Here is a 24,592-nt window from a genome sequence, read left to right as displayed (position 1 = left end):
CTTGTCCGATCTCGCCCAGAACCCGCCCGCCGTCCGTACCGTCCTCGCCGGCCTGATGCTGTCGATCTTCCTCAGCGCCCTCGACCAGACCATCGTCGCCGTCTCCCTGCCGGCGATCTCGGCCGACTTCGCCGACCTCGACCTGCTGGCCTGGGTGATCTCGGCCTACATGGTGGCGATGACCGTATCGATGCCGATCTACGGCAAGCTCGGCGACCTCTACGGCCGCCGCCGTCTGATGCTCTTCGCCATCGTCGTGTTCACCGCCGCCTCGCTGCTTTGCGGGCTCGCGCAGAGCATGGGCCAACTGGTGCTGGCGCGAGTGCTGCAAGGGGTCGGCGCGGGCGGGCTGATGGCGGTGAGCCAGGCGATCATCGGCGACATCGTCCCGCCGCGCGAGCGCGGCCGCTACCAGGGTTACTTCAGCAGCATGTACGCCATCGCCAGCGTCGCCGGCCCGGTGCTCGGCGGCCTGCTCACCGAGTACCTGTCGTGGCGCTGGGTGTTCTGGATCAACCTGCCGATCGGCCTTCTCGCGCTGGCCATCTCGCGGCGGACCCTGGTCGGCCTGCCGGTGCCGCGCCGGCAACCGGTGATCGACTACCTGGGCATCGTGCTGATGGTGGTGGGCCTCACCGCGCTGCTCCTGGCCATCACCCAGATCGGCCAGGGCGCAGCCTGGAGCGACCCGGCGCTGCTCGGCCTGTTCGCCCTGGCGGCGCTCGCCCTGCTGCTGTTCGTCGCCCAGGAGCGGCGCTTCCGCGAACCGCTGGTGCCGATGCAACTGTTCGCCGTCCGCGCCGCCACCCTCAGTTGGCTGGTTGCGTTCTTCGCCAGCTTCCAGGCCATCTCGCTGACCGTGCTGGTGCCGCTGCGCTACCAGAGCGTTACCGGCGCCGGCGCCGACAGCGCCGCGCTGCATCTGCTGCCGCTGGTCATGGGCCTGCCGCTGGGCGCGTACTGCTGCGGGCGGCTGACCGCCAGCCTGGGACGCTACAAGCCGCTGATCCTGCTCGGCGCCGTCCTGTTGCCCTGCGGCATCGCCGGCCTGGCCCTGGTCCCGGTCGGCGACCACTGGCTGTCCGGGCTGTGCATGCTGCTCACCGGGATCGCCATCGGTACCCAGTTCCCGACCAGCCTGGTGGCCGCGCAGAACGCCGTGGAGCAACGCCACATCGGCGTCGCCACCAGCAACGCGACGCTGTTCCGCTCCCTCGGCGGGGCGGTCGGGGTGGCGCTGATGTCGGCGATCCTGCTAGCCCTGCTCAAGCACCTGCGGATCGGCGGCGGGCTCGACCAGGGCTTTTCCGAGAGCGCCCTGCTGAGCAGCCTGGACGCCGCCAGCGGGCCGGCCCGGGTGATCCTCCAGCATGTCCTCGCGGATGCCTTCAAGGTGCTCTTCCTGGTCAACGCGGCGGTGGCGCTGCTCGGCCTGGCGGTGGCCTCGGCACTGCCCGACATGACCCTGCGCGGCCGCGGCGCGACGCAACCGGCGGCAGGCGAGTGAGCGGACGCCGATAATCGAACGCTTTCGTCCCGTTGGCGACGGCGTCCGGTTTACAAAAGTAACCGTTCGGTACATTTTCCCGGCATCGATGACATCATTGCTGTGGAGGCTGCGCCATGACGCGCACGGTATTGGTCCTGAACGGCCCCAACCTGAATCTGCTCGGCACCCGCGAGCCGCAGACCTACGGCCGGCGGACCCTGGGCGAAATCGCCGCCGAATGCGCGGCCTTCGCCGAAACGCGCGGCTTCGCCGTGGACTTCCGCCAGACCAACCAGGAAGGCCAACTGCTCGACTGGATCCACCAGGCCCGCGGCCGGGTCGCCGGCATCGTCATCAACCCCGCCGCCTGGACCCACACCTCGGTGGCGCTGCGCGACGCCCTGGCCGCGGTGGAACTGCCGGTGGTCGAAGTGCACCTGTCCAACGTCCACCAGCGCGAAGCGTTCCGCCACCACTCCTACGTCTCGCCGGTGGCGCTGGGGGTGATCTGCGGATTCGGCAGCCTCGGCTACCGCCTGGCCCTGGAACATTTCGCCGAGCGTTTCGAGGCGGCCGCATGAGCGCGCCGCGATCGGTTCTCGCCGGCCTGATCGGTGCCGGCATCCAGGCGTCGCGGACCCCTGCCCTGCACGAGCGCGAGGGCGACGCCCAGGGCATCCGCTATCTGTACCGGCTGATCGATCTCGACCCGCTGGGCAAGTCGGCGGACGACCTGGAGTTCCTGCTCGCCGCCGCCAGCGACCTCGGCTTCACCGGGCTGAACGTCACCTTCCCCTGCAAGCAGGCGATCATCCCCCTGCTCGACGAACTCTCCGCCGAGGCGCGCGGCATCGGCGCGGTGAACACCGTGGTGCTGCGCGATGGCCGGCGCATCGGCCACAACACCGACTGCCTGGGCTTCGCCGAGGGCTTTCGGCGCGGCCTGGCCGACGCGCCGCGCCAGCGCGTGGTGCAGATGGGCGCGGGCGGCGCCGGCGCGGCAGTGGCCCACGCGCTGCTCGCCGAGGGCGTCGAGCGGCTGGTCCTGTTCGACGTCGACCCGGCGCGGGTCCAGGCCCTCGCGGACAACCTCAACCAGCACTTCGGCGCGCCACGAGCGCTCGCCGGCAGCGACCTGGCCGGCGCCCTGGGCGACGCCCAGGGATTGGTCAACACCACCCCGGTGGGCATGGCCAAGCTGCCCGGCATGCCGGTGCCGGCGGAACTGTTGCGCGCCGACCTGTGGGTCGCCGAGGTGATCTACTTTCCGCTGGAAACCGAGCTGCTGCGCCAGGCCCGCGCCCTCGGCTGCCGCACACTGGACGGCGGCACCATGGCGGTGTTCCAGGCGGTGAAGGCATTCGAACTGTTCAGCGGAGTAGAGGCTGACGCCGCGCGCATGCAGGCGCACTTCGCCAGCCTGGGCGACTGAATGGCCCCCCTCTCCCGCCAAGGGGAGAGGGGACGGCAGTCAAGCACGGATGTAGCGCAATACCGCCTCGCCGATCATCCGCCGATGCCGCTGGCGAATCTCGGCGTCGTGCAGGTCGGTGCGGAAGATCCGCGACACGGTGTAGCGATTGGACACCCGGTAGAAGCAGAACGAACTGATCAGCATGTGCACGTCGAGCGCCTCCAGCCCGGCGCGGAACACCCCTTCCGCTTCGCCGCGGCGGAGAATCTCGGCGATGCTCTGGACGATCGAGCTGTTGACGCTCTGCACCAGCTCGCTGCTGGCGATGTGCTCGCCCTTGTGGATGTTCTCGATGCTGATGATGCGCACGAAATCCACGTGCCGGTCGTGGTAGTCGAAGCTGAACTCCACCAGCTTCTCCATCGCCTTGGCCGGCGGCAGCGCGCCCAGCCGCAGGGTGCCCTCGATACCGCGGATGTCGCTGTAGAGCTTCTCCAGCACGGCCTGGTAAAGCTGCTCCTTGCTGCCGAAGTAGTAATAGATCATCCGCTTCGAGGTATGCGTGCGCTCGGCGATGGCGTCCACCCGCGCACCCGAGAGGCCCTGGGCGACGAACTCGTCGATGGCGGCGCGGAGGATGTCCTGGCGGGTCTTCTCGGGATTGTTCTTGCGTCCCTTGCCGCGCGGAGCGGATTCCTCCACGAGGGCGGGATCAGGCTTGGACATCGGTGACTCACTCGTGGCCGGCGGGAATTGCGGCCGATTATGCGGGGCCCGCCCGGCTGTAGGAAGAGCACCTGCCGGAGCCCCGACAATTCTCACAGCTTGGCCCGGCGCACACCCCGCCGCGCTTGCGCCATCGCCGCCAGGCGCACCGGCACGTTGGCCGCGCCGTAGCCGGCGTAGCCATGGCGGCGCTGGAGGATCTCGAAGAAGAAGCGTTCCTCGAACGGCTCGGTGAACACATGGAACAGCTCGCCGCCCTGGGCGTCACGGTCGTAGAGGACGTTGTAGTAGGCCAGTTCGCTGAGGAACTCGTCGTCGAAGTCGAAGCGCGCGGCGAGGTCGTCGTAATAGTTCAGCGGGATTTCCAGCAGCGCGACCCCGGCCTCCTTGGCCTGGGCCACGGCGGCGAAGATGTCGGCGCAATCGAAGGCGATGTGGTGCACGCCGGAACCGCGATAGCTGGACAGCGAACGGGCGATGGCGGTGTTGCGGTCCTCGGAAATGTTCAGCGGCAGGCGCACGCTGCCGCAGGGGCTACGCACGGCACGGCTGGTGACCAGGCCATAGGGGTCGGGCAGCACCACCTCGTCATCGGCGCCGAAGTCGAACAGGCTCTTGTAGAACAGCACCCAGCTGTCCAGGCCTTCGGCGGGCAGCGCCAGGGCCACGTGGTCGACGCGTCGCAGGCCGAGGCCGGAGGTGTCGGCGTCGTTCGTCACGAAGTCGCTGTCGTAGATGCTGCGGCCCTCGGTGTGCCGGTCGACCAGATACAGCAGGCTGCCGTCGAGGGCGCGCACCGCCGGGATTTCCCGCTCGTTGGGGCCGAGCAGTCCGCGGTACGGCTGGCCTCCGTACGCACGAGCGCGCTCCAGCGCCTGGCCGGCGTCACGCACGCGCAGCGCGGTGGCGCACAAGGACGGTCCGTGGGCCTCGAAGAAACCGTGGGCGAAGGAATAGGGTTCGGCGTTCAGTACCAGGTTGATGCCGCCCTGGCGCAGCAGGCTGACGTTCTTCGAACGGTGCTCGCCGGCCCTGGCGAAGCCCAGTCGCTGCAACCACTGGCCAAGGCGCGCGCCGAGCGTCTCGTCGACGGCGAACTCGAGGAACTCGATGCCGTCGCAGAGGCTCGCCGGCGGCGGCGCGAACAGCTCGTCCACCGCCACGTGCGGCGTCTGGCGTTGCAGGCGCTCGCGGGTCTTCTCCTCGAGGTAGAGCAGCGAGCGCAGGCCGTCGACGGCGTTGGCGCGGGTCGGCGCGGCGCGGAAGCCGTCGTTGAAGACCTCCAGCGACAGCGGACCGCGATAGCCGGACGCGACGACCGGCGCGAGGAAGCCTGCCAGGTCGAAGCCGCCCTGACCCGGGAAGCAGCGGAAGTGCCGGCTCCATTCCAGCACGTCCATTGCCAGCAAGGGCGCGTCGGCCATCTGCACGAAGAAGATCTTTTCCCCCGGAAGATCGGCGATGCCGCGCGGATCGCCGTCCAGCGAAAGGGTATGGAAGCTGTCGAGGATCAGCCCGAGGTTAGCCTGGTCGGCCCGCCGCACCAGGTCCCAGGCCTGCTCCCAGGTGTTCACCTGGCGCCCCCAGGCCAGCGCCTCGTAGCCGATGCGCAGGCCGCGGACGGCGGCGCGCTCGGCCAGCAGCCGGAGGTCATCGGCCAGCAGCGCCGGTTCGCCGAGGGCATCGGCAGCGACGTTGCTGCACACCAGCATTAGGTCGGTGCCGAGTTCCTGCATCAGGTCGAACTTGCGTTCGGCGCGCTCCAGGTTTCGCCCCAGGCGTTCCCGGCGGCAGCCCTCGAAGTCGCGGAACGGCTGGAACAGCAGGATCTCCAGGCCCAGGTCGGCACACAGCCGGCGTACGTCGCGCGGGCTGCCGTCGTAATGAAGCAGGTCGTTCTCGAAGATTTCCACCCCGTCGAAACCGGCGGCGGCGATGGCCTCGAGCTTTTCCGGCAGGGTGCCGCTCAGGGATACGGTGGCGATCGAACGCTGCATGCTTCGACTCCTCAATGCGCTCTACGGCGCCTGGCGCCGCGCGAGGGCCGGCGGCGGAACGGCGGAGGCGCGGATAGCCCGCGCGGGATGCGCCGGGAAGCCACTTCGGGTCGCTGAGACCGCTCGCCCGGCAAGCCGATTATTGGTTTGCGCCAACTGACGGGCAACGCAAAATGTACGAACTGGTTAGTATTCCGTTCGAATATCGAACGGAAGCACGATTATCGAATTGACGCTTTTTCGACCAATCGCGCACCATCGCAGCCACCCGTGCAGGCCGTCCCGATCTGCCGGAAGCGCTCCGCGCTTCTTCCCCGGGCACCTGCGCAACCCACGCGACATAACAATTTCAAGAATCGGGTACCCGCTCATGTCCATCGCCGACCTCTCCGTCCGCCCTCCATCCCGTCCGCTCGCCGCTCGCCCGGCCCGACCGCCCCTGGCCCGCTGACACCGGCGCGGCCCCTGGCCCGCCTGCGTGCAACCCAGAACGACAAATCCAGGCCGGGCGCCCAGGCGCCGGCCGCCGAAAGGATGGCCCCGTCAATGATCCACTCTTCCAGCTCTCGACTGCTCGCCGCCGACGCCCCGCGGGAATCCCGCGGCGGCAGGATCCGCAACGCCTTCGCCGTCGGCCGGACGCGCTGGGGCATGCTCGCCCTGGTGTTCTTCGCCACCACCCTGAACTACATCGATCGCGCCGCCCTCGGCGTGATGCAGCCGATCCTGGCCGAGAAGATGAGCTGGACGGCAATGGACTACGCCAACATCAACTTCTGGTTCCAGGTCGGCTACGCCATCGGCTTCATCCTCCAGGGCCGCTTCATCGACAAGGTCGGGGTCAAGCGCGCGTTCTTCCTCGCCGTGCTGCTCTGGAGCCTGGCCACCGGCGCCCACGGCCTGGCGACCTCGGCGGCGGGCTTCATGGTCTGCCGCTTCATCCTCGGCCTGACCGAGGCGGCCAACTACCCGGCCTGCGTGAAGACCACCCGCCTGTGGTTCCCCGCCGGGGAACGGGCGGTGGCCACCGGCATCTTCAACGCCGGCACCAATGTCGGCGCGATGGTCACCCCGGCCCTGTTGCCGCTGATCCTCGGCGTCTGGGGCTGGCAGGCGGCGTTCCTCTGCATGTCGGCGCTGGGCCTGGTCTGGCTGGTGTTCTGGTGGCGCAACTACTACAACCCCGAGGAGCATCCGCGGGTGAAGCAGAGCGAGCTGGAATACATCCAGCAGCAGGAGGAGCCGCCCGCCACCCGCGTGCCCTTCTCGCAGATTCTCCGCCGCCGCGGCACCTGGGCCTTCGCCCTGGCCTACTCGATCACCGCGCCGGTGTTCTGGTTCTACCTCTACTGGCTGCCGCCGTTCCTCAACCAGCAGTACGGCCTGGGCATCAGCGTGACGCAGATGGGCATCCCGCTGATCCTGATCTGGTTGACCGCCGACTTCGGCAGCGTCGGCGGCGGCATCCTTTCGTCCTGGCTGATCGGCCGCGGCATGCCGGCGATCCGCGCGCGCCTGCTGTCGATGCTGCTGTTCGCCTGCACCATCGTCGGCGTGGTGTTCGCCGCCAACGCCAGCGGCCTGTGGATCGCCGTGCTGGCCATCGCCCTGGCGGTCGGCGCACACCAGGCGTGGACGGCGAACATCTGGAGCCTGGTGATGGACTACACGCCCAAGCACCTGATGAGCACGGTGTTCGGCTTCGGCGGCATGTGCGCGGCGCTGGGCGGGATGTTCATGACCCAGATCGTCGGCGGCGTACTGACCGCGACGAACAACAACTACGCGGTGCTTTTCACCATGATCCCGGCGATGTACTTCATCGCCCTGACCTGGCTGTACTTCATGGCCCCGCGCCGGATCGAAGCCTGAGTCCAAGCGCCCGGCGCTCGCCGGGCGCCTCCCTGCCTAGAGAACAAGAACGAAGGGACACTCCCATGTCGCACCCGAGCCACGTCCGCGCGCTCTGCGCTTCCCTCTGCCTGGGCGCCGGCCTGCCAGTCCATGCCGGGCACGTCCATGCCGGGCAAGGTTTCCTCGAAGATGCCAAGGCCAGCCTCACCGCGCGCAATTTCCACCTGCACCGCAACTTCGTCGGCGATGCCAGCCAGGGCAAGGCCGAGGAGTGGACGCAGAGCTTCATCCTCGACGCCCGCTCCGGCTTCACCCAGGGCAGCGTCGGCTTCGGCCTCGATGTCCTCGGTCTCTACAGCCTGAAGCTGGATGGCGGCAAGGGAACGGCCGGCACCCAACTGCTGCCAACCCACGACGACGGCCGCCCGGCCGACGACTTCGGACGCCTGGCGGTGGCCGGCAAGCTGCGCGTGTCGAACAGCGAACTGAAGATCGGCGAATGGATGCCGGTGCTGCCGATCCTCCGCTCCGACGATGGCCGCTCGCTGCCGCAGACCTTCCGCGGCGGCCAGCTCAGCGCCAACGAGATCGCCGGCCTGACCCTCTACGCCGGCCAGTTCCGCGGCAACAGCCCGCGCAACGACGCAAGCATGCAGGACATGTCGCTGTTCGGCCGGCCAGCCGCCACTTCCGACCGCTTCGATTTCGCCGGCGGCGAATATCGCTTCAATGGCGAACGCAGCCTGCTCGGCCTGTGGAACGCCGAGCTGAAGGACATCTACCGCCAACAGTACCTGCAACTGCAACACAGCCAGCCGCTCGGCGACTGGCTGCTGGGCGCCAACCTCGGCGGCTTCCGTGGCCGCGACGCTGGCAGCGCGCGCGCCGGCAAGCTCGATAACCGCACCGTTTCCGCGCTGTTCTCCGCGCGCTACGGGCTGCATACCCTCTATCTCGGCTTGCAGAAGGTCAGTGGCGACGATGGCTGGATGCGGGTCAACGGCACCAGCGGCGGAACCCTGGCCAACGACAGCTACAACGCCAGCTACGACAATCCCGGCGAGCGCTCCTGGCAACTGCGCTACGACTTCGACTTCGTTGGCCTCGGCCTACCCGGCCTGACCTTCATGACCCGCTACCTGCATGGCGACCATGTGCGCCTGGCCGGAGTCACCGACGACGGCAGCGAATGGGGACGCGAGAGCGAGCTGGGCTACACGCTGCAGAGCGGCGCCTTCAAGCGTCTCAACGTCCGCTGGCGCAACTCCAGCCAGCGCCGCGACTGGGGCAGCAATACCCGCTTCGACGAGAACCGGCTGATCGTCAGCTATCCGCTGAGCCTGTTGTGAAGCCTACGCGCCGACCCCGTTGCGTTCAGCGGCCACGGCGCCAGGCGACCACCAGGCCGCTGGCGCAGATGACGAGGATGCCGAGCAGCGCCCAGGCGTCCGGCACGTGGCCGAACACCAGCAGGCCGAGCAGGCCGGCGAAGATGATCTGGCCATAGCTGAACGGCGCCAGGGTCGCCGGCGGCGCATGGCGGAAGGCCTGGGTCAGCAGCAGGTGGCCGCCCATGCCGCAACCGCCCAGGGCGATCATCATCAGGCCGTGGAGAAGACTTGGGGTCTGCCAGAAGAACGGCACCAGCAGGCTCATGATGAGCGTGTTGAAGATGCCGGCGAGGAAGTTGCTGGTGGTCGGGCTGTCGCTGTTGGCGAGCATCCGCGTGAGCAGCTGGTAGAGCCCGAAGCACAGCGCCGAGCCGAGCGGGAACAACGCCGCCGGGGTGAACAGCGCGCCACCGGGACGCACGATGAAGAGCACGCCGATGAAGCCGGTGAGCACCGCCAGCCATTGACCGAGGCTGACCTTCTCCTTCAGCAACGGCACGGATAACGCGGTCACCAGCAGCGGCGCCAGGAAGTTCACCGCGGTCGCCTCGGCCAAGGGCAGGTAGCGCAGGCCGGTGGTGAAGAACAGGCTGGTGCCGATCAGGCACAGCGCCCGCGCCAACTGCATGAGCGGACGGCGGGTGCGGATCACCGCGAGGCCGTTGCGCGGCACGAACACGGCGACCATCAGCAGGGTGTGCACCAGGTAGCGGGCCCAGACCACCATGACGATCGGGTAGAAACCGGAAAGGAACTTGGACAACCCGTCGTGGCTGGCGAACAGGAACACCGCGGCACAGATCAGCAGGATGCCGCGCAGGGTCTGGTCGCTGGCGGGCAGCGGGGAGGTGGATGCGTTCATCGGAGGGTCCGGGCACCAGGGCAAATCGATAGCAGGCTATTTATTCTGACGGTACCCGCCATCGAGGAAAGAAACGATCGGCTTCAACGTTTGGAAACTATAGAACCCCGTTCCATTATGCAAACGGGCAACCTGCCTGCGCGGTGGCGCTACAGGCGGGCGAGCAGCGCCCGGGTCCGCTCGATCGCCAGCCGCGCCCGCTCCGCGCCATCCACGCCGCGCGCGAGCAGATCCAGCGCGGGCACCTCCAGGCTCAGCGGCAGGTTCTCCGGCAAGGCGCGCAGCAGCGCCAGCAGATCGAGCCCGCCATCGCCAGGGAAACGCCGTTCCTCGCGGGCCTGGCGAAGGATTTCGTCCATCGACGTCGGACGCGGCCCGACGACATCGCAGAGTTGCGCGTAGCCCAGGCGCGCAGGCGGGATCGCCCGCAGGTCTTCCAGGCTGCTGGCCGAGCGGTCGAAATGGAAGGCGTCCAGCAACAGGCCGGCGTTGTCCCGCGCCGCCGCCTCGACCACCCGTGCGGCCTGCCGCAGGTCGCGGATCCCGGTCCAGGGCATGAACTCCAGGTGCGGATCGAGGCCGAGCGGCCGCGCCAGGTCGCACAACGCGGCGAAATTGTCCGCGCTGCGCCGCTCGTCGTCATCGTTGCCGGCCACCAGCACATAGCGCGCGCCGAACTCGGCGCCGACCTCCAGCACCGCGGCGAACTCGCCGACGCGGGTGTCCGGACGCAGGCGCAGGATCTCCACGTCCAGCGTGCGCACTCCGCTGTCGCGCAGCCGCGCCAGGGTCCGCCGGCGCAGGCCGGCATCGGCCAGCAGCGGATAGTGGTGCTCTTCCACGGTGGCCGGCACCAGGCGCAGGCCGACATGACTGTAGCCGGCGCGGGCGGCAGCCTCGACCATGTCCGGGGGCGACAGCTCGAGCACTGTGAGCGCCGCCAGGGAAAGAATCCTCGATTCCATGCACTACCTCATCGTCAGCGGTTCAGAAACTGGCCGGCGCGCAGGCCCGGCCACTGCGCGCGGCCTCGCGAACCGCCTCGACCAGCGCCAGGGTGCGAGCGGCGTCGGTGGCATCCATCAATGGCGCTTCCTCGCCCCGCGCGACCCGGACGAAGTGCTCTAGCTGGCGTTGCAGGGGGTCGCCTGCCGCCACGGCCTCCACGCTGGCCGCCAGCGGGTCGTGCCAGCCCTGCCGGGCCTCGGCGTAGCGCCAGCGGCGGAGCTGGGGCAGGCTCAGGGCACCCTCGGTGCCGGCCAGCAGGTAGCAGGGTTGCTCGGCCTGGCGCGGATAGACCGGGTTCTCCCCGGCGGCCAGCTCCCAGCTCCAGGGCGCCGCCGCAGCGTCGCAACCGGTCAGGCTGCCCAGCGCGCCATTGGCGAAGCGCAGGAGCAGCGCGACGTTGTCTTCGTTGGGCAGGCCACGGATAGCGTTGCCGGCCAGCGCCTGCACCTCCCGCACTTCCCCGCACAAGTGGCGGAGCAGGTCGAGGTCATGGATCAGGTTGGTCAGCAACATTCCCGCGCCGGGCTCGCGACGCCAGGCCACCTCGAAATAACTGTCGGGCTTCTTCAACTGCCAGAGCGCGGTGACCGACAGCAACCGACCGAGCGCGCCCTCGGCGATCAATTGGCGCGCCCGCACGACCAGCGGATTGTGCCGACGATGGTGACCGACCAGCAGCGGAACGCCAGATCGCCGGGCGACGGCGACCAGCTCGCTCACTTCGTCGAGCTGCACGCCGACCGGTTTTTCCAGCAGCAGCGGCACCCCGGCGGCGAGGCAGTCGAGGGCGGTGGCGACATGCAGGTTGTTCGGATTGGCGACGATCGCCGCTTGCGGCCGGGCTTCTTCCAGTAACCTCCGATGATCGCCGAACCAGGGCACGCCGGCGTCCGCGGCGAACGCCTGGCCCTGGGGATCGGCCACCGCACACAGGCGCGCGCCGGCGATTCGCTGCAAGCGATGGTAATGCTGGCGGCCCATGTTGCCGGCGCCGATGAGGGCGATGCGAAGCGGTGCGTCCAAGACGGTCCCCAATCGTTGTTTTCTTGTTCGTCTCTGGATTCCAGAACGTCGTTCCAGATTTAACGAAGGAGATTATTTGAACGAGGAGTTGGCCCCGCGCAAGAGCGCTTCGAGACGGCAGCGCCGCCAGGACCTCCATGGAAGTGCGGAAAGGCCCGCTGCATGCGGGCTCCGTGGCAGGCAAGAAAGCGTTCGCTATTCGAACGCCGATGTCGGGAAAGGACTGGGGCCGGGCCGGATGGCTCAGCGGAACAGCTCGGACGCCTGGCTGGCGTGGGACAGGTCCTGCGCCGCGGCCAGGAGCAGGGGCGCCAGTTCGTGCATGCGCGCCTCGCCGAAGCGTGCGCTCGGCCCGGCCACGCTGAGCACGCCGAGAGCCCGTCCGTCCTCGGGGTGGCGCACCAGTGCGGCCATTGCCGCCATGCCCGGCGCCGAGCATTCGATCTGCCAGGCATAGCCGTGCTCGCGGGCGCGCTTCAGGTAACGCAGCAGCTCGCTCCTGGAGCGCGGCGCGTTGGGACCGAAGTCCCGCGCCGCCCCTACGCCCTGGCGCTCCACCAGCGCCAGCGCCGCCTTGTCGCTCAGGCTGGCCAGCCAGGCGTGCCCGGACGCGGTGTAGAACAGCGGCGCCTCGCGCCCCATGTCGGGGTCGTAGCGTAGCCCGGAGGTGGCGCCCTGGGACTTGGCGATCCAGGTCTGGCGATCGCCTTCGATCACCCCCAGGCGCACCAGTTCGCCGGTCTCCCGGGCGAGCCCGTCGAGCACCGGCTGGACCAGATCGACCACCCCGCTGGACGCGAGGAAGCGGAAGCCCAGCGCGGCCAGGCGGGTGCTGAGGCGGTAGCGGCTGGTGTCGTGGTCCTGGCGCACGTAGCCGAGCCGGATCAGCTCGGCGAGCATGCGGTGCGCGGCGCTCTTGGGGATATCCAGGCGGTCCGCCAGTTGTTGCAGGGGCAGGCCGCGGGCATCGCTGGCGAGGAGTTCGAGCAAGCCGAGGGCGCGTTCGATGAGGCTACCGGCCATGGAAGGACGTTCCTGAGTCGAGGGAAGGCAGGATTCTAGAATCTGGTTCCGGATTTTCACAGCCTGGCGAAGGTCGAGATTTCACAGGGTTCCGTTCGATCAGCGAACCGATAAACGATTATCGGATTGCCACTCCCCATGGCCCTCCGTAATGTGTCTGCACCCCGGCAGGCCGAGCGCCTCCGCTACAAAAACAACAGGGGAATCCCGACATGCCGCAGCACGCCTTGCCTTCCGCCGCCTGCACCTGAGCCACGCGTCCGACCCTCGTCCCACGCCCTCACTCTCGCCGCGGAACCCGTCCCATGAACAGCCCCAGCCTGCCCGCCGTCGAACGACTCGACGTGCAAGCCTTCATCAATGCCCAGCCGCTTTCGCCGTACCAATGGCGGATCGTCCTGCTGTGCTTCCTGATCGTCTTCCTCGATGGCCTCGACACCGCCGCGATGGGCTTCATCGCGCCGGCGCTGACCCAGGACTGGGGCATCGACCGCGCCAGCCTCGGTCCGGTAATGAGCGCCGCGCTGATCGGCATGGTCTTCGGCGCCCTCGGTTCCGGACCGCTGGCCGACCGCTACGGACGCAAGCTGGTATTGGTCGCGGCGGTCTTCCTCTTCGGCCTGTTCAGCCTGGCCTCGGCCTACAGCACCAACGTCGAGCAACTGCTGGCGCTGCGCTTCCTCACCGGCCTCGGCCTCGGCGCGGCGATGCCCAACGCCACCACCCTGCTTTCCGAATACACCCCCGAGCGCCTCAAGTCGCTGCTGGTGACCAGCATGTTCTGTGGCTTCAACCTGGGCATGGCCTGCGGCGGATTCGTCTCGGCGAAGCTGATCCCGCTGTTCGGCTGGCACAGCCTGCTGCTGCTCGGCGGCCTGCTACCGCTGGTCCTGGCGGTAGTCCTGCTGTTCCGCCTGCCGGAATCGGCGCGCTACCTGGTGGTCCGCAACCGCGGCAGCGAGCGGGTACGCCAGGTGCTGGCCCCCATCGCCCCGGCGCAGGTGGCGCTGGCACGGAGTTTCCACGTCCCCGAGCAGCAGACGGTGCAGGCCCGCAACGTGTTCGCGGTGATCTTTTCCGGTACCTACAGCGCCGGCACCCTGCTGCTCTGGCTGACCTACTTCATGGGCCTGGTGATCGTCTACCTGCTCACCAGCTGGCTGCCGACCCTGATGCGCGATAGCGGGGCGAGCCTGGAGCAGGCGGCGTTCATCGGCGCGCTGTTCCAGTTCGGCGGGGTGCTCAGCGCCGTAGCGGTGGGCTGGGCGATGGATCGCTTCAACCCGCACAAGGTGATCGGCCTGTTCTACCTGCTGGCGGGGGTGTTCGCCTGGTGCGTCGGCCAGAGCCTCGGCCAGGTCACCCTACTGGCGACCCTGGTGCTGCTGGCCGGCATGTGCATCAACGGCGCGCAGTCGGCGATGCCGTCGCTGGCGGCGCGCTTCTATCCAACCCAGGGGCGGGCCACGGGGGTCTCCTGGATGCTCGGTATCGGCCGCTTCGGCGCCATCCTCGGCGCCTGGATCGGCGCCACCCTGCTGGGCCTGGGCTGGAACTTCGAACAGGTGCTGACCGCCCTGGTGCTGCCGGCTGCACTGGCCACCGCCGCGGTGCTGCTGAAGGGGTTGGTCAGTCACGCGGATGCGGGGTGAAACTGCCCCATCGCGTAGGACGCATAACCGCTTGCGGTTATCCGCCGCCGGGCGTCGGTGTATCGGCGGATAACGCCGGTGGCGTTATTCGCCCCACCCCAGGGCTGCGACATCGCGTAGGGCGCATAACCGCTTGCGGTTATCCGCCGCCGGGCTTCGGTGTATCGGCGGATAACGCCGGTGGCGTTATTCGCCCTACCCCAGGGGTGGGCATCGCGTAGGGCGCATAACCGCTCGCGGTTATCCGCCGCCGGGTTTCGGTGTATCGGCGGATAACGCCGGTGGCGTTATCCGCCCCACCCCAGGGTTGGCGGCATCGCGTAGGGCGACGGCGCATCGCCTCAGAAGGTGAATTCCATGTTCAACGTCGGCGTCGAGGTTCGGCTGCCGGTGCCGCCGTCGACGCCGAACTTGTTGTGCCAATACTCGTAGCCGACGCCGAGCCACAGGTTCGGCTGGCGCTTGTCGCCTGGCAGGGCGGCGACCATCAGGGCGGTGCGGACCAGGGTTTCCGCCGCGGTGTCCTTGTCGTTGTAGTCCTCGCCCTTCTCTCCCACGTAGTTGACGAAGCCCTGGAACTTCGCCGCACGGTTGCCGACCTTGAACGGCCGCATCCAGGTCAGGTTGAGCATGTAGGTGGTGTCGAAGGTGTGGTCGGGATGGCGCGCGCCGGGCACGCCGAAGTGGTTCTTCTCGCGGTAGTAGAGCAGGCTCAGGTCGAGCACGCCGGGACCGTTGAACTTGAGGGTCGGGCCGAACACCAGGGCGCGCTTCTTGGCCGAAGCCAGGTTGTTGTTGCGGCTGGCGTCGAAGCCCAGGGTGAAGGCGTAGTCCTTGACCAGGCCGGTGCCCAACGGCCGGTCGAACACCCGCGAGGCGTAGAGCTGGTGGCGGTAGACCGCATAGACCTCGCTGCCACCGTGGTCGGTGCCCTTGCGCGGGTCGCGGCTGTCGGAAAGGAACACATCGAGATTGAAGAAATTGCTGCCGTAGCGATAGCCGTCGGCGTGGGTGAAGCTGTAGATGCGCTTGGAGAACTTGTCCGGGTTGTTCGGGTTGGTGAATTGCTGGCCGTAGCGGAAACCGACGCTGTTGCTCATCCATTCCAGCGCCATGCTCTCCCCGGCGCCGACGAGCGCGATCAGGGCGGCGGCGCCCTGCATCATCTTCTTCATGCTGTGTGTCCTGCTGGTTGCTTGTTGTTCTTGTGGCGACTCAGCCCCCGGTTTCGCGCCGGGGTCGCGGGGCAGTATCGGCACTTCGCCGCGCTGACCAAAGAACAGAATATCGAACATACCGATGCCGAAACGGCATCAGCGAACGAGCAAGCTCGGGCAAGCCGTCTGGCATCGGCGCGAGCGCCGCTCAGGCCTCGTTCAGGCGCGCTTCCTCGCGCTCGCGCAGGCGCACTTCCTCGGCGATCTGCCGGGCCAGGGCGTCCACCGCCACCGGCAGGTAGCGGCCGGTGCGCACGTAGAGGCCGAGGTCGCTGTGGATGCCGCCATTGTCTTTCAGCGGCAGGAAGCGCAGCTCGCCCTGGGCGATGTCGGCCTCGATCCCCAGGCGGGTCTGGAAGGCGACGCCGAGCCCGCGCCGCGCCAGTTGTCGCGACAGCTCCAGGGAGCTGCTCTCCAGCACCGCCCGGCGCGGTTCGCGCAAACGGCGCTGGAGCGGCGCCAGCAGGTGATGGATGGACAGCTCGCTCTTGGCCATGATCAGGCCATGTTCGACGCAATCGGCGAAGGCGATGGCCTGGTGTCGCGCCAACGGGTGCTGCGGGGAGACGATGGCACCGAGGCGGAAATGGCCGACGCTGACCTGTTGCAGGTCGGCGCTGCGCGGCAGGGCGAAGGCCAGGCCGAGGTCGACCGCGCCGCTGCTCACCGCCTCGGGTATCGCCTGGGAACCGAGCAGGGTGACGCCAACGGTGATGTCCGGGTAGCGTTCGCGCATCGCCTTGAGCACGCAGGGCAGCAGGTCGCTGGTCACCGCCTCGATGGTGGCGATCTCCACATGGCCGGTGCGCAGGCCTTGCAGCGCGTCCAGCTCGGAACGCACGCGCTCCATGTCCTGCAGGACCACGGTGACGTGGCGCGCGAAGATCTCCCCGGCACCGGTCAGGCGCAGGCCGCCGGGCAGGCGGTCGAACAGCGGCGCGCCGATCTCGTCCTCCAGCTTGAGGATCTGCCGGTTCACCGCCGACGAGGCGACGTTCAGGCGTCGCGCGGCTTCGCGGATCGAATGGCAGCGGCGCACCATGTCGAAGTAGTGGATCGCGGGCGCGTGGATATGCAGCTTGCGGCTCATGGCGGACCGAAGGGATGACGGAGCTGTCGACCTTCCGGGAAACGCCGGCGAATGGCAAGGGGAAGCGCCGCCTCGGCGGATAACGCCTGCGACGCCATTCGCCCTACCGATAGCCCCGCCCGGCGGCCTACCGGGACGCCTGCTGCGACTCCACGCCAAGCTCGTCCCACACCGATTCGGCCAGGTGGAAGGTCGCGTTGGCCGCGGGAATGCCGCAGTAGATGGCGCTCTGCATGATCACTTCCTTGATCTCGTCGCGGCTCACCCCGTTGTTCTTCGCCGCGCGCAGATGCAGCTTGAGTTCCTCGTTGCGGTTCATGCCGATCAGCATGGCGATGGTGACCAGGCTGCGGGTGTGTCGCGGCAGCCCCGGACGGGTCCAGATGTCGCCCCAGGCGTGGCGGGTGATCATCTCCTGGAACTCTTCGTTGAACGGCGTCAGGTTGGCCAGGCTGCGCTCGACATGGGCGTCGCCGAGCACCGCGCGGCGCACTTGCATGCCGGCTTCGTAGCGTTGTTTCTCGTCCATCGGCGGCTCCTCAGGCGGACAGCAGGAAATCGACCAGGCGGCGGCTGAAGGCGTCGCCCGCTTCGACGTTGGACAGGTGCGCGGCGGCGAACTCGACCAACTGCGCGTCGGCGATGCGCGCCTGCATGAAGCGGGCGTTGTCCGGAGTGGTCACGGCATCGTGGCTGCCGGCGACGATCAGCGTCGGCGCCTGGACCAGCCCGAGCTGCTCGCGGAAGTCGGCGTCGCGTACCGCAGCGCAGTTGGCCGCGTAGCCCTGCGGCGAGGTGGCCGCGAGCATCGCGACGATGCGCTCGACCTGCGCCGGTTCGCGCTCGGCGAAGCCCGCGGTGAACCAGCGCGCCACCGAGGCGTCGCGCAGGTCGCGCATGGCCTGCTCACCGCCTTTCAGGACGGTATCGATGCGGGTGTTCCAGACCTCGTCGCTGGCAATCTTCGCCGCGGTGTTGCACAGCACCAGCCGGCCGAGCCGCTCGCCGGCGTGGATGCCCAGCCACTGGCCGATCAGGCCGCCCATGGACAGCCCGCAGAAATGCACGCGCGGCAGCTCGAGGGCATCGAGCAGGGCAAGCACGTCGGCGCCGAGCTGGCCGATGGCGTACGGTCCGGGGGTGACCAGCGAGGCGCCGTGGCCGCGGGTGTCGTAGCGCAGCACGCGGAAATGGGCGGTGAGTGCGGGGATCTGCGTGTCCCACATGCCCAGGTCGGTGCCCAGCGAGTTTGACAACAGCAGGACCGGCGCGCCGGCCGGTCCTTCCAGGGAGTAGTTCAGGTCGCCGTCGGCGAGGCGTACGGTTGGCACGAAGGGATCTCCAGTCAGGCGGGATGGGGTTCGAAGCCCAGGGCATGGTGTTCGGCGAGCGCGCGCTCGACCCAGGCGCGGGCCTGGCCGAGGTAATGGGCGGGATCGAGCAGGCGGTCCAGTTCGTCGCCGGACAGCTCGGCGCTCACCCGCGCCTCTTCGCCGAGCACCGCGCGCAACTCGCGGCGCTGCTCGACGGCGCGGCGGCAGCACTGTTCCACCAGATGGTGCGCGGCTTCGCGGCCGATACGACGGGCCAGGGCGATGCTCACCGCCTCGGCGAGCACCAGGCCGTGGGTCAGGCCAAGGTTGCGGCGCATCCGCTCGGCGTCCACCTCCAGGCCTTCGAGCAGGCCGATCGCCTGTTGCAGCGCGCCGGAAACCAGGCAACAGAGTTCCGGCAGGGTTTCCCACTCGGCGTGCCAGAGACCGAGGCTGCGCTCGTGTTCCTGCGGCATCGCCGCGAACAGGGTCGAGACCAGCCCCGGCGCACGGGTGGCGGCGGCGATCAGCACCGCGCTGCTCACCGGGTTGCGCTTGTGCGGCATGGTCGAGGAACCGCCGCGCCCGGCGCCGGCCGGCTCGAAGACCTCGCCGGCCTCGGTCTGCATCAGCAGGCTGACATCGCGCCCGAACTTGCCGAGGCTACCGGCCACCAGGCCGAGCACGCTGGCGAACTCCACCAGGCGGTCACGCTGGGTGTGCCAGGGTTGTTCGGGCAAAGCCAGGCCCAGCTCCTCGGCCAGCGCCGCGGCCACCGGCAGGGCCTGTTCGCCGAGCGCGGCGAGCGTCCCCGAGGCGCCGCCGAATTGCAGCACCAGCAGGCGCGGGCGCAACTCGCGCAGGCGCTGGCGGTGCCGGGTCAAGGCACCGAGCAGGCCGGCGAACTTCATGCCCAGGGTCACCGGGGTGGCGTGCTGCAACCAGGTGCGCCCGGCCAGCGGCGTGTCGGCATGCCGTTCGGCCTGGTCCGCCAGGACCTCGGCAAGACGTTGCAGATCCTGCTCGAGCAAGGCCAGCGCACGGCGCAGTTGCAGCACCAGGCCGCTGTCCATGGCGTCCTGGCTGGTGGCGCCGAGATGCACGTAGCGCTCGGCCTCGGCGTCGCCAGCCGCCACCTGGCGGCCCAGCGCCTTGACCAGCGGGATCGCCGAGTTGCCGGCAGTGGCGACCGCCTCGGCCAGCGCCAGCGGGTCGTACAGTTCGGCGCGGCAGGCCGCCTCGATCGGCGCCACCGCCGTCGCGGGAACCACCCCGGTGCGCGCCTCGGCGCGAGCCAGGGCGGCCTCGAAGTCGAGCATGCCTTGCAGGCGGCCGCGGTCGGAGAACACCGCGCGCATCGGCGCCGCCGTGAAATAGGCATCGAACAACTGGTTGGCGGGTACGTCGCTCATCGGTTTTCCTTTTCCCGGCCCGTCAGGGCTCGTCGTTCAGGTAGCTGACCTTGCGCAGGTCCGGCAGGCTCACGCAGACCAGCAGCGCCAGCAGGCACATGGCTGAAACATACCAGTAGAAGACGTTCTCCATCCCTACCGACTTCAGCCCCAGGGCGACGTACTCGGCCGAGCCGCCGAAGATCGCGTTGCCCACCGCGTAGGACACTCCGACGCCGAGGGCGCGCACCTCCGGCGGGAACATCTCGGCCTTGATCAGGCCGCTGATGGAGGTGTACAGGCTGACGATGGCCAGCGCCAGGATGATCAGGAAGAAGGCCATGTAGGGACTGCTCACGGTCTTCAGCGCGAGCAGGATCGGCAAGGTGCAGAGCGTGCCCAGGGTGCCGAACCAGAGCATCGAGGTCTTGCGCCCGATGCGATCGGAAAGCATGCCGAACAGCGGTTGCATCAGCATGTACGCGAACAGGGCGAAGGTCATCACCGCGCTGGCGGTCTTGGCGCTCATCCCGGCGGTGTTGACCAGGTACTTCTGCATGTAGGTGGTGAAGGTGTAGAAGATCAGCGAGCCGCCGGCGGTGAAACCGAGCACGGTGAAGAAGGCCCGCTTGTGCTTGAACAGCTCGGCGAAGGTGCCGGATTCCTTGCGCGCCAGGGTCGACTTCGAAGCGGTCTCGTTCAGCGAGCGCCGCAACCAGAGGGCGATCACCGCGGTGATCGCGCCGATCACGAAGGGAATCCGCCAGCCCCAGGCACGCAGTTCGTCTTCGCTCAGCAACTGCTGCAGGATCACCACCACCAGCACCGCCAGCAACTGTCCGCCGATCAGGGTGACGTACTGGAACGAGGCGAAGAAGCCGCGCTGGCCCTTGAGCGCCACCTCGCTCATGTAGGTCGCGCTGGTGCCGTACTCGCCGCCCACCGACAGGCCCTGGAACATCCGCGCCAGCAACAGCAGCGCCGGCGCCAGGGTGCCGATGCTGGCGTAGGTGGGCATGCAGGCGATCGCCAGGGAGCCGGCGCACATCATCACCACCGAGATCAGCATGGCGGTCTTGCGCCCGTGCTTGTCGGCGATGCGGCCGAACATCCAGCCGCCGATGGGGCGCATGAGGAAGCCGGCGGCGAAGACCCCGGCGGTGTTCAGCAACTGCACCGTGGGGTTGTCGGAGGGGAAGAAGGCCGGTGCGAAGTAGATCGCGCAGAAGGCGTAGACGTAGAAGTCGAACCATTCCACGAGGTTGCCGGAGGAGGCGCCGACGATGGCGAAGATGCGCTTGCGGCGTTCTTCGTTGCTGTACTGGTGAACAGGGACAGTCATGCTGTTGTTCTCTCGACAGGGTCCGTTTCATCCTGACCGTGCGACGGAGCGTCCTGTTCCGCTGCACACGCGCCGCGCCGCCGCCGAACCATGGGCAGCGCCGCGCGACGCGCGCTCTTGATACCGGGCGGGCGACCCGGTTGTGCCAGTCAGACCCGCTCGATGGCCAGCGCCAGGCCTTGGCCGACGCCTACGCACATGGTCGCCAGGCCGCGCCGGCCGCCGCTCTTCTCAAGTTGATGGAGCGCGGTGAGGACCAGCCGCGCACCGCTCATCCCCAGCGGGTGGCCGAGGGCGATGGCACCGCCGTTCGGGTTGACCTTCTCGCTGTCGTCGGCCACGCCCAGTTCGCGCAGGCAGGCCAGGCCCTGGCTGGCGAAGGCTTCGTTGAGTTCGATCACGTCGAAGGCGTCGATCGCCAGGTCCAGGCGCCGCAGCAGCTTGCGCACCGCCGGCACCGGGCCGATGCCCATGATCCGCGGGGCGACGCCGGCGCTGGCCATGCCCAGCACCCGCGCGCGCGGAGTCAGGCCGTGCTTCTCCACTGCCTCGGCGGAGGCCAGGACCAGCGCGGCGGCGCCGTCGTTGACCCCGGACGCGTTGCCGGCGGTGACGGTCTTCTCCGGCCCGTTGACCGGCTTGAGCCGGGCCAGCGCCTCCAGGGTGGTGTCGGGACGCGGATGCTCGTCGTACTCGACCAGGGTGTCGCCCTTGCGCCCGCGAATCGTCACCGGGACGATTTCCTCGGCGAAGAAACCGGCCGCCTGCGCCCTGCCGGCGCGCTGCTGGCTGCGCAGGGCGAAGGCATCCTGGTCGGCACGCGACACGCGATAGTCGTCGGCGACGTTGTCGGCGGTCTGCGGCATCGGGTCGATGCCGTACTGCTCCTTCATCAGCGGATTGACGAAGCGCCAGCCGATGGTGGTGTCCTCGATCTTCTGGCCGCGCCCGAAGGCGCTATCGGCCTTGCCCATCACGTACGGCGCGCGCGACATCGACTCGACGCCGCCGGCGATGGCCAGCTCCATCTCGCCGCAGGCGATGGCGCGGAACGCCGTGCCGATGGCGTCCATCCCCGAGGCGCAGAGGCGGTTGAGGGTGACGCCGGGCACGCTCTCCGGCAAACCGGCGAGCAGCAGCGCCATGCGCGCCACGTTACGGTTGTCCTCGCCGGCCTGGTTGGCGCAGCCGAGGAACACCTCGTCCAACGCCGACCAGTCGACCCCCGGGTTGCGCTCGACCAGGGCCTTCAGCGGCACCGCCGCGAGGTCGTCGGCGCGCACCGCGGAAAGACTGCCGCCGAAACGGCCGATCGGCGTGCGCACGGCATCGCAGATGAATACCTCGCGGCTCATTCGTCGCTCCCCTTCTGTCCATGGGCGGCCGCGGTGCGCGCCTCGAGGTCGCGCAGCGCGGCGAGTTCGACCTCGCTCGGCGCGGGCGTCTCGGCGACCCGCTCGGCGAAGCGGATCGCCCAACCGGTGGCCTCGACCACCTGCTCGCGGGTCACGCCCGGATGCAGCGAAGTGACCACGAACTCGTTGCTGCCGGCTTCCGGCTCCATGATGCACAGGTCGGTGATGATCGCCACCGGCCCCTTGCCCGGCAGGCCGAGGCGCTGGCGCGAGTCGCCGCCCTCGCCATGGCCGACCGAGGTGACGAAGGCCAGCTTGTCGACGAAGGTGCGGTGCGACTGCTTGAGGATGATCAGCACTTCCTTGGCGCTGCCGGCGATTTCCGGCGCGCCGCCGGCTCCCGGCAGGCGCACCTTGGGCTGGCGGTAGTCGCCGATCACGGTGGTGTTGATGTTGCCGAAGCGGTCGACCTGGGCCGCGCCGAGGAAGCCGACGTCGATCCGTCCGCCCTGCAGCCAGTAGCGGAAGATCTCGCCGGTGGGGACCACGGTATCGGCGGTCTCGGCCAACTCGCCGTCGCCGATGGACAGCGGCAGGACGCTGGGCTTGGCGCCGATCGGGCCGGACTCGTAGATCAGCACGACGTCCGGCGAGGAAGTCAGGCGCGCCAGGTTGGCGGCCTTCGACGGCAGGCCGATGCCGACGAAGCACACCGCGCCGTTGTGCAGGCGGCGGGCGGCGGCCACGGTCATCATCTCGTTGGTGCTGTAGCTGCTCATCGCTTGCCCTCCGCGAGCTTGGCCTGGAAGGCGCCGAAATCCTCGGTCCCCCGGATGTATTCGTCGATCCACGCGGTGAAGCTTTCGCGGTCGCGGGCGATCGGGTCCCAGTCCTGGTAGAAGCGGTTGTCGCGTTCGTAGTAGCCGTGGGCATAGGACGGATGCGCGCCGCCGGGCACCAGGCACACGGCGCTGAGCGCCCAGCTCGGCAGGACGCAGGCGTTCATCGGGGCGTCCAGTTCGTCGACGATCTCCTCGACGGTGACGATGCAGCGCTTCGCCGCCAGGGCCGCTTCCTTCTGCACGCCGAGGATGCCCCAGAGCAGCACGTTGCCCTTGCGGTCGGCCTTCTGCGCGTGGATCACGCTGACGTCCGGGCGCACCGAGGGCACCGCCGCCAGCACTTCGCCGGTGAACGGGCAGGTGACGCTGCGGATCAGCGGGTTGACCTTCGGCAGGTCGGAGCCGGCGTAGGCGCGCAGCACCGCGAAGGGCAGCCCGGAGGCGCCGGCGACATAGGCGTTGGCGAGGTCGGCGTGGCTGTGTTCCTCGATCTCCAGCGGTTGCGGCCAGCCCTTCTCCACCGCGTCGCGCAGGCGGTGCAGCGAACCGACACCGGGGTTGCCGCCCCAGGAGAACACCAGCTTCTTCGCGCAGCCTGCACCGATCAGCAGGTCGTAGACCAGGTCGGGAGTCATGCGGATCAGCGTCAGGTCTTTCCTGCCCTGGCGGATCAGCTCGTGGCCGGCGGCCGTCGGGATCAGGTGAGTGAAGCCTTCGAGGGCGACGCTGTCGCCATCGTGGACGAAGCGTCGCACCGCTTCGCGCAGGGAGAGGATTTCAGCCATCGGTCGGGTCTCGTCTTGTTGTGCGCTGCCTGGACGGCACGTGACGAGAACCTTACGCCGGGGTCCGAGGGCTCACAATCCGATAATCGATTAATAGTTCGATAATCGAACAGAACGTTAGCAAGCATCCGATCGACCGAAGCCGTCGCCTCATTCGTCGCTGTGGATCACCACCAGCAACTCCGCCTGGGTCTCCCCCAGGGAGCGGATGCGGTGCGGCTTCTGTGCGTTGAAATGCAGGGCGTCGCCGCGCTCGAGGATGATCCGCTGGTTCATGAAGTCGACCTCGACCTGGCCCTCATGGACGAAGATGAACTCTTCACCGAGGTGCTCCTTGAACGTCGAGTGACTGAAATCGCGCGGCGGGTGGACGATGAACGGCAACAACGCACGGGCGCCGATCTGCTGCGCGAGGGAGGCGTAAGCCGGGCCGTCGTCGCCGCTGGACAGCGACTTGCGCTGGTCGCGACGAACGATGCTGTAGCCGTCGACACCGTCGCTTTCCTCGGAGAACAGCTCCTCCACCTGCACGTTCAACGCCTTCGCCAGCTTCAGCGCGGCGGCAATGGACGGCGTGTTCAGCCCGCGCTCGACCTTGGACAGGTAGCTCTTGGTCAGGCCGGTCTTCTCGGCCAGGGTCTCCAGCGTGACCCCGAGTTTTTTTCTCAGCAATTTCAAGCGCATGGACATTGAGGACAGCCTTCTCCCGATGGCGATGAAACTTTTCTCTTGCTAATGACACTTTGTGTCATATAACTTGATCCGTGTCATTTACAGCCGGGTCGTTGCGTGGCGCGCAACTGCCTGGCGTTTCCCCC

Annotated in this window: 22 protein-coding genes; 6 read left to right on the top strand and 16 right to left on the bottom strand. The window is 68.4% G+C overall.

Annotated elements, in window-relative coordinates:
- Nucleotide 1 precedes the first annotated feature (1 nt).
- The 3 genes from M6E97_RS26275 (at nucleotide 2) to M6E97_RS26265 (ending at nucleotide 2,921) form a co-directional block, all read left to right on the top strand.
- Nucleotides 2-1,507, top strand: coding sequence for an MDR family MFS transporter (locus M6E97_RS26275; RefSeq protein ID WP_003084091.1), 1,506 nt, complete (start codon nucleotides 2-4; stop codon nucleotides 1,505-1,507).
- A 116-nt stretch (nucleotides 1,508-1,623) separates the two neighbouring features.
- Nucleotides 1,624-2,070 carry a type II 3-dehydroquinate dehydratase gene (gene aroQ / locus M6E97_RS26270; RefSeq protein ID WP_003084089.1) on the top strand — a complete coding sequence of 149 codons (447 nt, stop codon included), beginning with the start codon at nucleotides 1,624-1,626 and terminating at the stop codon, nucleotides 2,068-2,070.
- Entirely contained in the window at nucleotides 2,067-2,921 is an 855-nt protein-coding gene (locus M6E97_RS26265; RefSeq protein WP_033939417.1) for a shikimate dehydrogenase, read from the top strand. The genes aroQ and M6E97_RS26265 overlap by 4 nt, the downstream gene beginning before the upstream one ends.
- 39 nt (nucleotides 2,922-2,960) lie before the next feature.
- On the opposite strand, the gene M6E97_RS26260 is transcribed toward M6E97_RS26265, so the two are convergent.
- Together M6E97_RS26260 and quiC are read right to left on the bottom strand one after the other, a co-directional pair.
- Nucleotides 2,961-3,629 carry a TetR/AcrR family transcriptional regulator gene (locus M6E97_RS26260; protein WP_033939418.1) on the bottom strand — a complete coding sequence of 223 codons (669 nt, stop codon included), beginning with the start codon at nucleotides 3,627-3,629 and terminating at the stop codon, nucleotides 2,961-2,963.
- Between the two features lie 92 nt (nucleotides 3,630-3,721).
- Nucleotides 3,722-5,626, bottom strand: a complete 1,905-nt coding sequence (gene quiC, locus M6E97_RS26255) for a 3-dehydroshikimate dehydratase QuiC (RefSeq protein ID WP_033939420.1) — start codon at nucleotides 5,624-5,626, stop codon at nucleotides 3,722-3,724.
- A 546-nt stretch (nucleotides 5,627-6,172) separates the two neighbouring features.
- On the opposite strand from quiC, the gene M6E97_RS26250 reads away from it, so the two are divergent.
- Both M6E97_RS26250 and M6E97_RS26245 read left to right on the top strand, forming a co-directional pair.
- A complete protein-coding gene (locus M6E97_RS26250) occupies nucleotides 6,173-7,498 on the top strand; it encodes an MFS transporter (RefSeq protein ID WP_003101861.1) in 1,326 nt (441 codons plus the stop codon).
- Nucleotides 7,499-7,563: 65 nt separating this feature from the next.
- Nucleotides 7,564-8,829, top strand: coding sequence for an OprD family porin (locus M6E97_RS26245; protein ID WP_003110226.1), 1,266 nt, complete (start codon nucleotides 7,564-7,566; stop codon nucleotides 8,827-8,829).
- Between the two features lie 25 nt (nucleotides 8,830-8,854).
- Here M6E97_RS26245 and M6E97_RS26240 read toward each other — a convergent pair whose 3' ends face one another.
- From M6E97_RS26240 to M6E97_RS26225, 4 genes are all read right to left on the bottom strand, one after another.
- Complete coding sequence (locus M6E97_RS26240; RefSeq protein WP_003121656.1) at nucleotides 8,855-9,733, bottom strand: DMT family transporter; 879 nt, start codon at nucleotides 9,731-9,733, stop codon at nucleotides 8,855-8,857.
- Nucleotides 9,734-9,882: 149 nt separating this feature from the next.
- Nucleotides 9,883-10,698 (bottom strand): sugar phosphate isomerase/epimerase family protein, encoded by an 816-nt coding sequence (locus tag M6E97_RS26235; protein WP_003084082.1) that lies wholly within the window; start codon nucleotides 10,696-10,698, stop codon nucleotides 9,883-9,885.
- A 22-nt stretch (nucleotides 10,699-10,720) separates the two neighbouring features.
- Nucleotides 10,721-11,764 (bottom strand): Gfo/Idh/MocA family protein, encoded by a 1,044-nt coding sequence (locus M6E97_RS26230; protein WP_003121655.1) that lies wholly within the window; start codon nucleotides 11,762-11,764, stop codon nucleotides 10,721-10,723.
- Between the two features lie 243 nt (nucleotides 11,765-12,007).
- Nucleotides 12,008-12,787 carry an IclR family transcriptional regulator gene (locus M6E97_RS26225; protein WP_003110229.1) on the bottom strand — a complete coding sequence of 260 codons (780 nt, stop codon included), beginning with the start codon at nucleotides 12,785-12,787 and terminating at the stop codon, nucleotides 12,008-12,010.
- A gap of 305 nt (nucleotides 12,788-13,092) precedes the next feature.
- Between M6E97_RS26225 and M6E97_RS26220 the strand changes: the two genes are divergently transcribed.
- Complete coding sequence (locus M6E97_RS26220; protein ID WP_003101875.1) at nucleotides 13,093-14,439, top strand: 4-hydroxybenzoate transporter PcaK; 1,347 nt, start codon at nucleotides 13,093-13,095, stop codon at nucleotides 14,437-14,439.
- A gap of 341 nt (nucleotides 14,440-14,780) precedes the next feature.
- Here M6E97_RS26220 and M6E97_RS26215 read toward each other — a convergent pair whose 3' ends face one another.
- From M6E97_RS26215 to M6E97_RS26170, 10 genes are all read right to left on the bottom strand, one after another.
- The gene (locus tag M6E97_RS26215; protein WP_023112623.1) at nucleotides 14,781-15,614 is read right to left on the bottom strand and encodes a hypothetical protein; all 834 of its coding nucleotides are present in this window, start codon (nucleotides 15,612-15,614) and stop codon (nucleotides 14,781-14,783) included.
- 190 nt (nucleotides 15,615-15,804) lie between these two features.
- On the bottom strand, nucleotides 15,805-16,746 hold the full coding sequence (locus tag M6E97_RS26210; RefSeq protein WP_003084073.1) for a LysR family transcriptional regulator: 942 nt from the start codon (nucleotides 16,744-16,746) through the stop codon (nucleotides 15,805-15,807).
- Nucleotides 16,747-16,873: 127 nt separating this feature from the next.
- Nucleotides 16,874-17,275: a 4-carboxymuconolactone decarboxylase gene (gene pcaC / locus M6E97_RS26205; protein ID WP_003084072.1), complete on the bottom strand. Its 402-nt coding sequence runs from the start codon at nucleotides 17,273-17,275 to the stop codon at nucleotides 16,874-16,876.
- Nucleotides 17,276-17,285: 10 nt separating this feature from the next.
- Nucleotides 17,286-18,077, bottom strand: a complete 792-nt coding sequence (pcaD, locus tag M6E97_RS26200; protein WP_003084070.1) for a 3-oxoadipate enol-lactonase — start codon at nucleotides 18,075-18,077, stop codon at nucleotides 17,286-17,288.
- 14 nt (nucleotides 18,078-18,091) lie between these two features.
- Nucleotides 18,092-19,471, bottom strand: coding sequence for a 3-carboxy-cis,cis-muconate cycloisomerase (locus M6E97_RS26195; RefSeq protein ID WP_033939422.1), 1,380 nt, complete (start codon nucleotides 19,469-19,471; stop codon nucleotides 18,092-18,094).
- 22 nt (nucleotides 19,472-19,493) lie between these two features.
- On the bottom strand, nucleotides 19,494-20,792 hold the full coding sequence (locus M6E97_RS26190; protein WP_033939423.1) for an MFS family transporter: 1,299 nt from the start codon (nucleotides 20,790-20,792) through the stop codon (nucleotides 19,494-19,496).
- Nucleotides 20,793-20,941: 149 nt separating this feature from the next.
- Nucleotides 20,942-22,147, bottom strand: coding sequence for a 3-oxoadipyl-CoA thiolase (gene pcaF, locus M6E97_RS26185; RefSeq protein WP_003110233.1), 1,206 nt, complete (start codon nucleotides 22,145-22,147; stop codon nucleotides 20,942-20,944).
- A complete protein-coding gene (locus M6E97_RS26180) occupies nucleotides 22,144-22,926 on the bottom strand; it encodes a CoA-transferase subunit beta (RefSeq protein ID WP_003084062.1) in 783 nt (260 codons plus the stop codon). The genes pcaF and M6E97_RS26180 overlap by 4 nt, the downstream gene beginning before the upstream one ends.
- Nucleotides 22,923-23,774 (bottom strand): CoA transferase subunit A, encoded by an 852-nt coding sequence (locus M6E97_RS26175; RefSeq protein WP_003084060.1) that lies wholly within the window; start codon nucleotides 23,772-23,774, stop codon nucleotides 22,923-22,925. The genes M6E97_RS26180 and M6E97_RS26175 overlap by 4 nt, the downstream gene beginning before the upstream one ends.
- Nucleotides 23,775-23,924: 150 nt before the next feature.
- Nucleotides 23,925-24,464 carry a helix-turn-helix domain-containing protein gene (locus tag M6E97_RS26170; RefSeq protein WP_003112674.1) on the bottom strand — a complete coding sequence of 180 codons (540 nt, stop codon included), beginning with the start codon at nucleotides 24,462-24,464 and terminating at the stop codon, nucleotides 23,925-23,927.
- Nucleotides 24,465-24,592 lie beyond the last annotated feature (128 nt).

Origin of the sequence: Pseudomonas sp. B111 (assembly GCF_026428275.1) — a bacterium.
GTDB classification, from domain to species: Bacteria; Pseudomonadota; Gammaproteobacteria; order Pseudomonadales; family Pseudomonadaceae; genus Pseudomonas; species Pseudomonas aeruginosa.
Note: the sequence above shows the minus strand (reverse complement) of the source record. Positions and strands in the feature narration are given on the sequence as shown.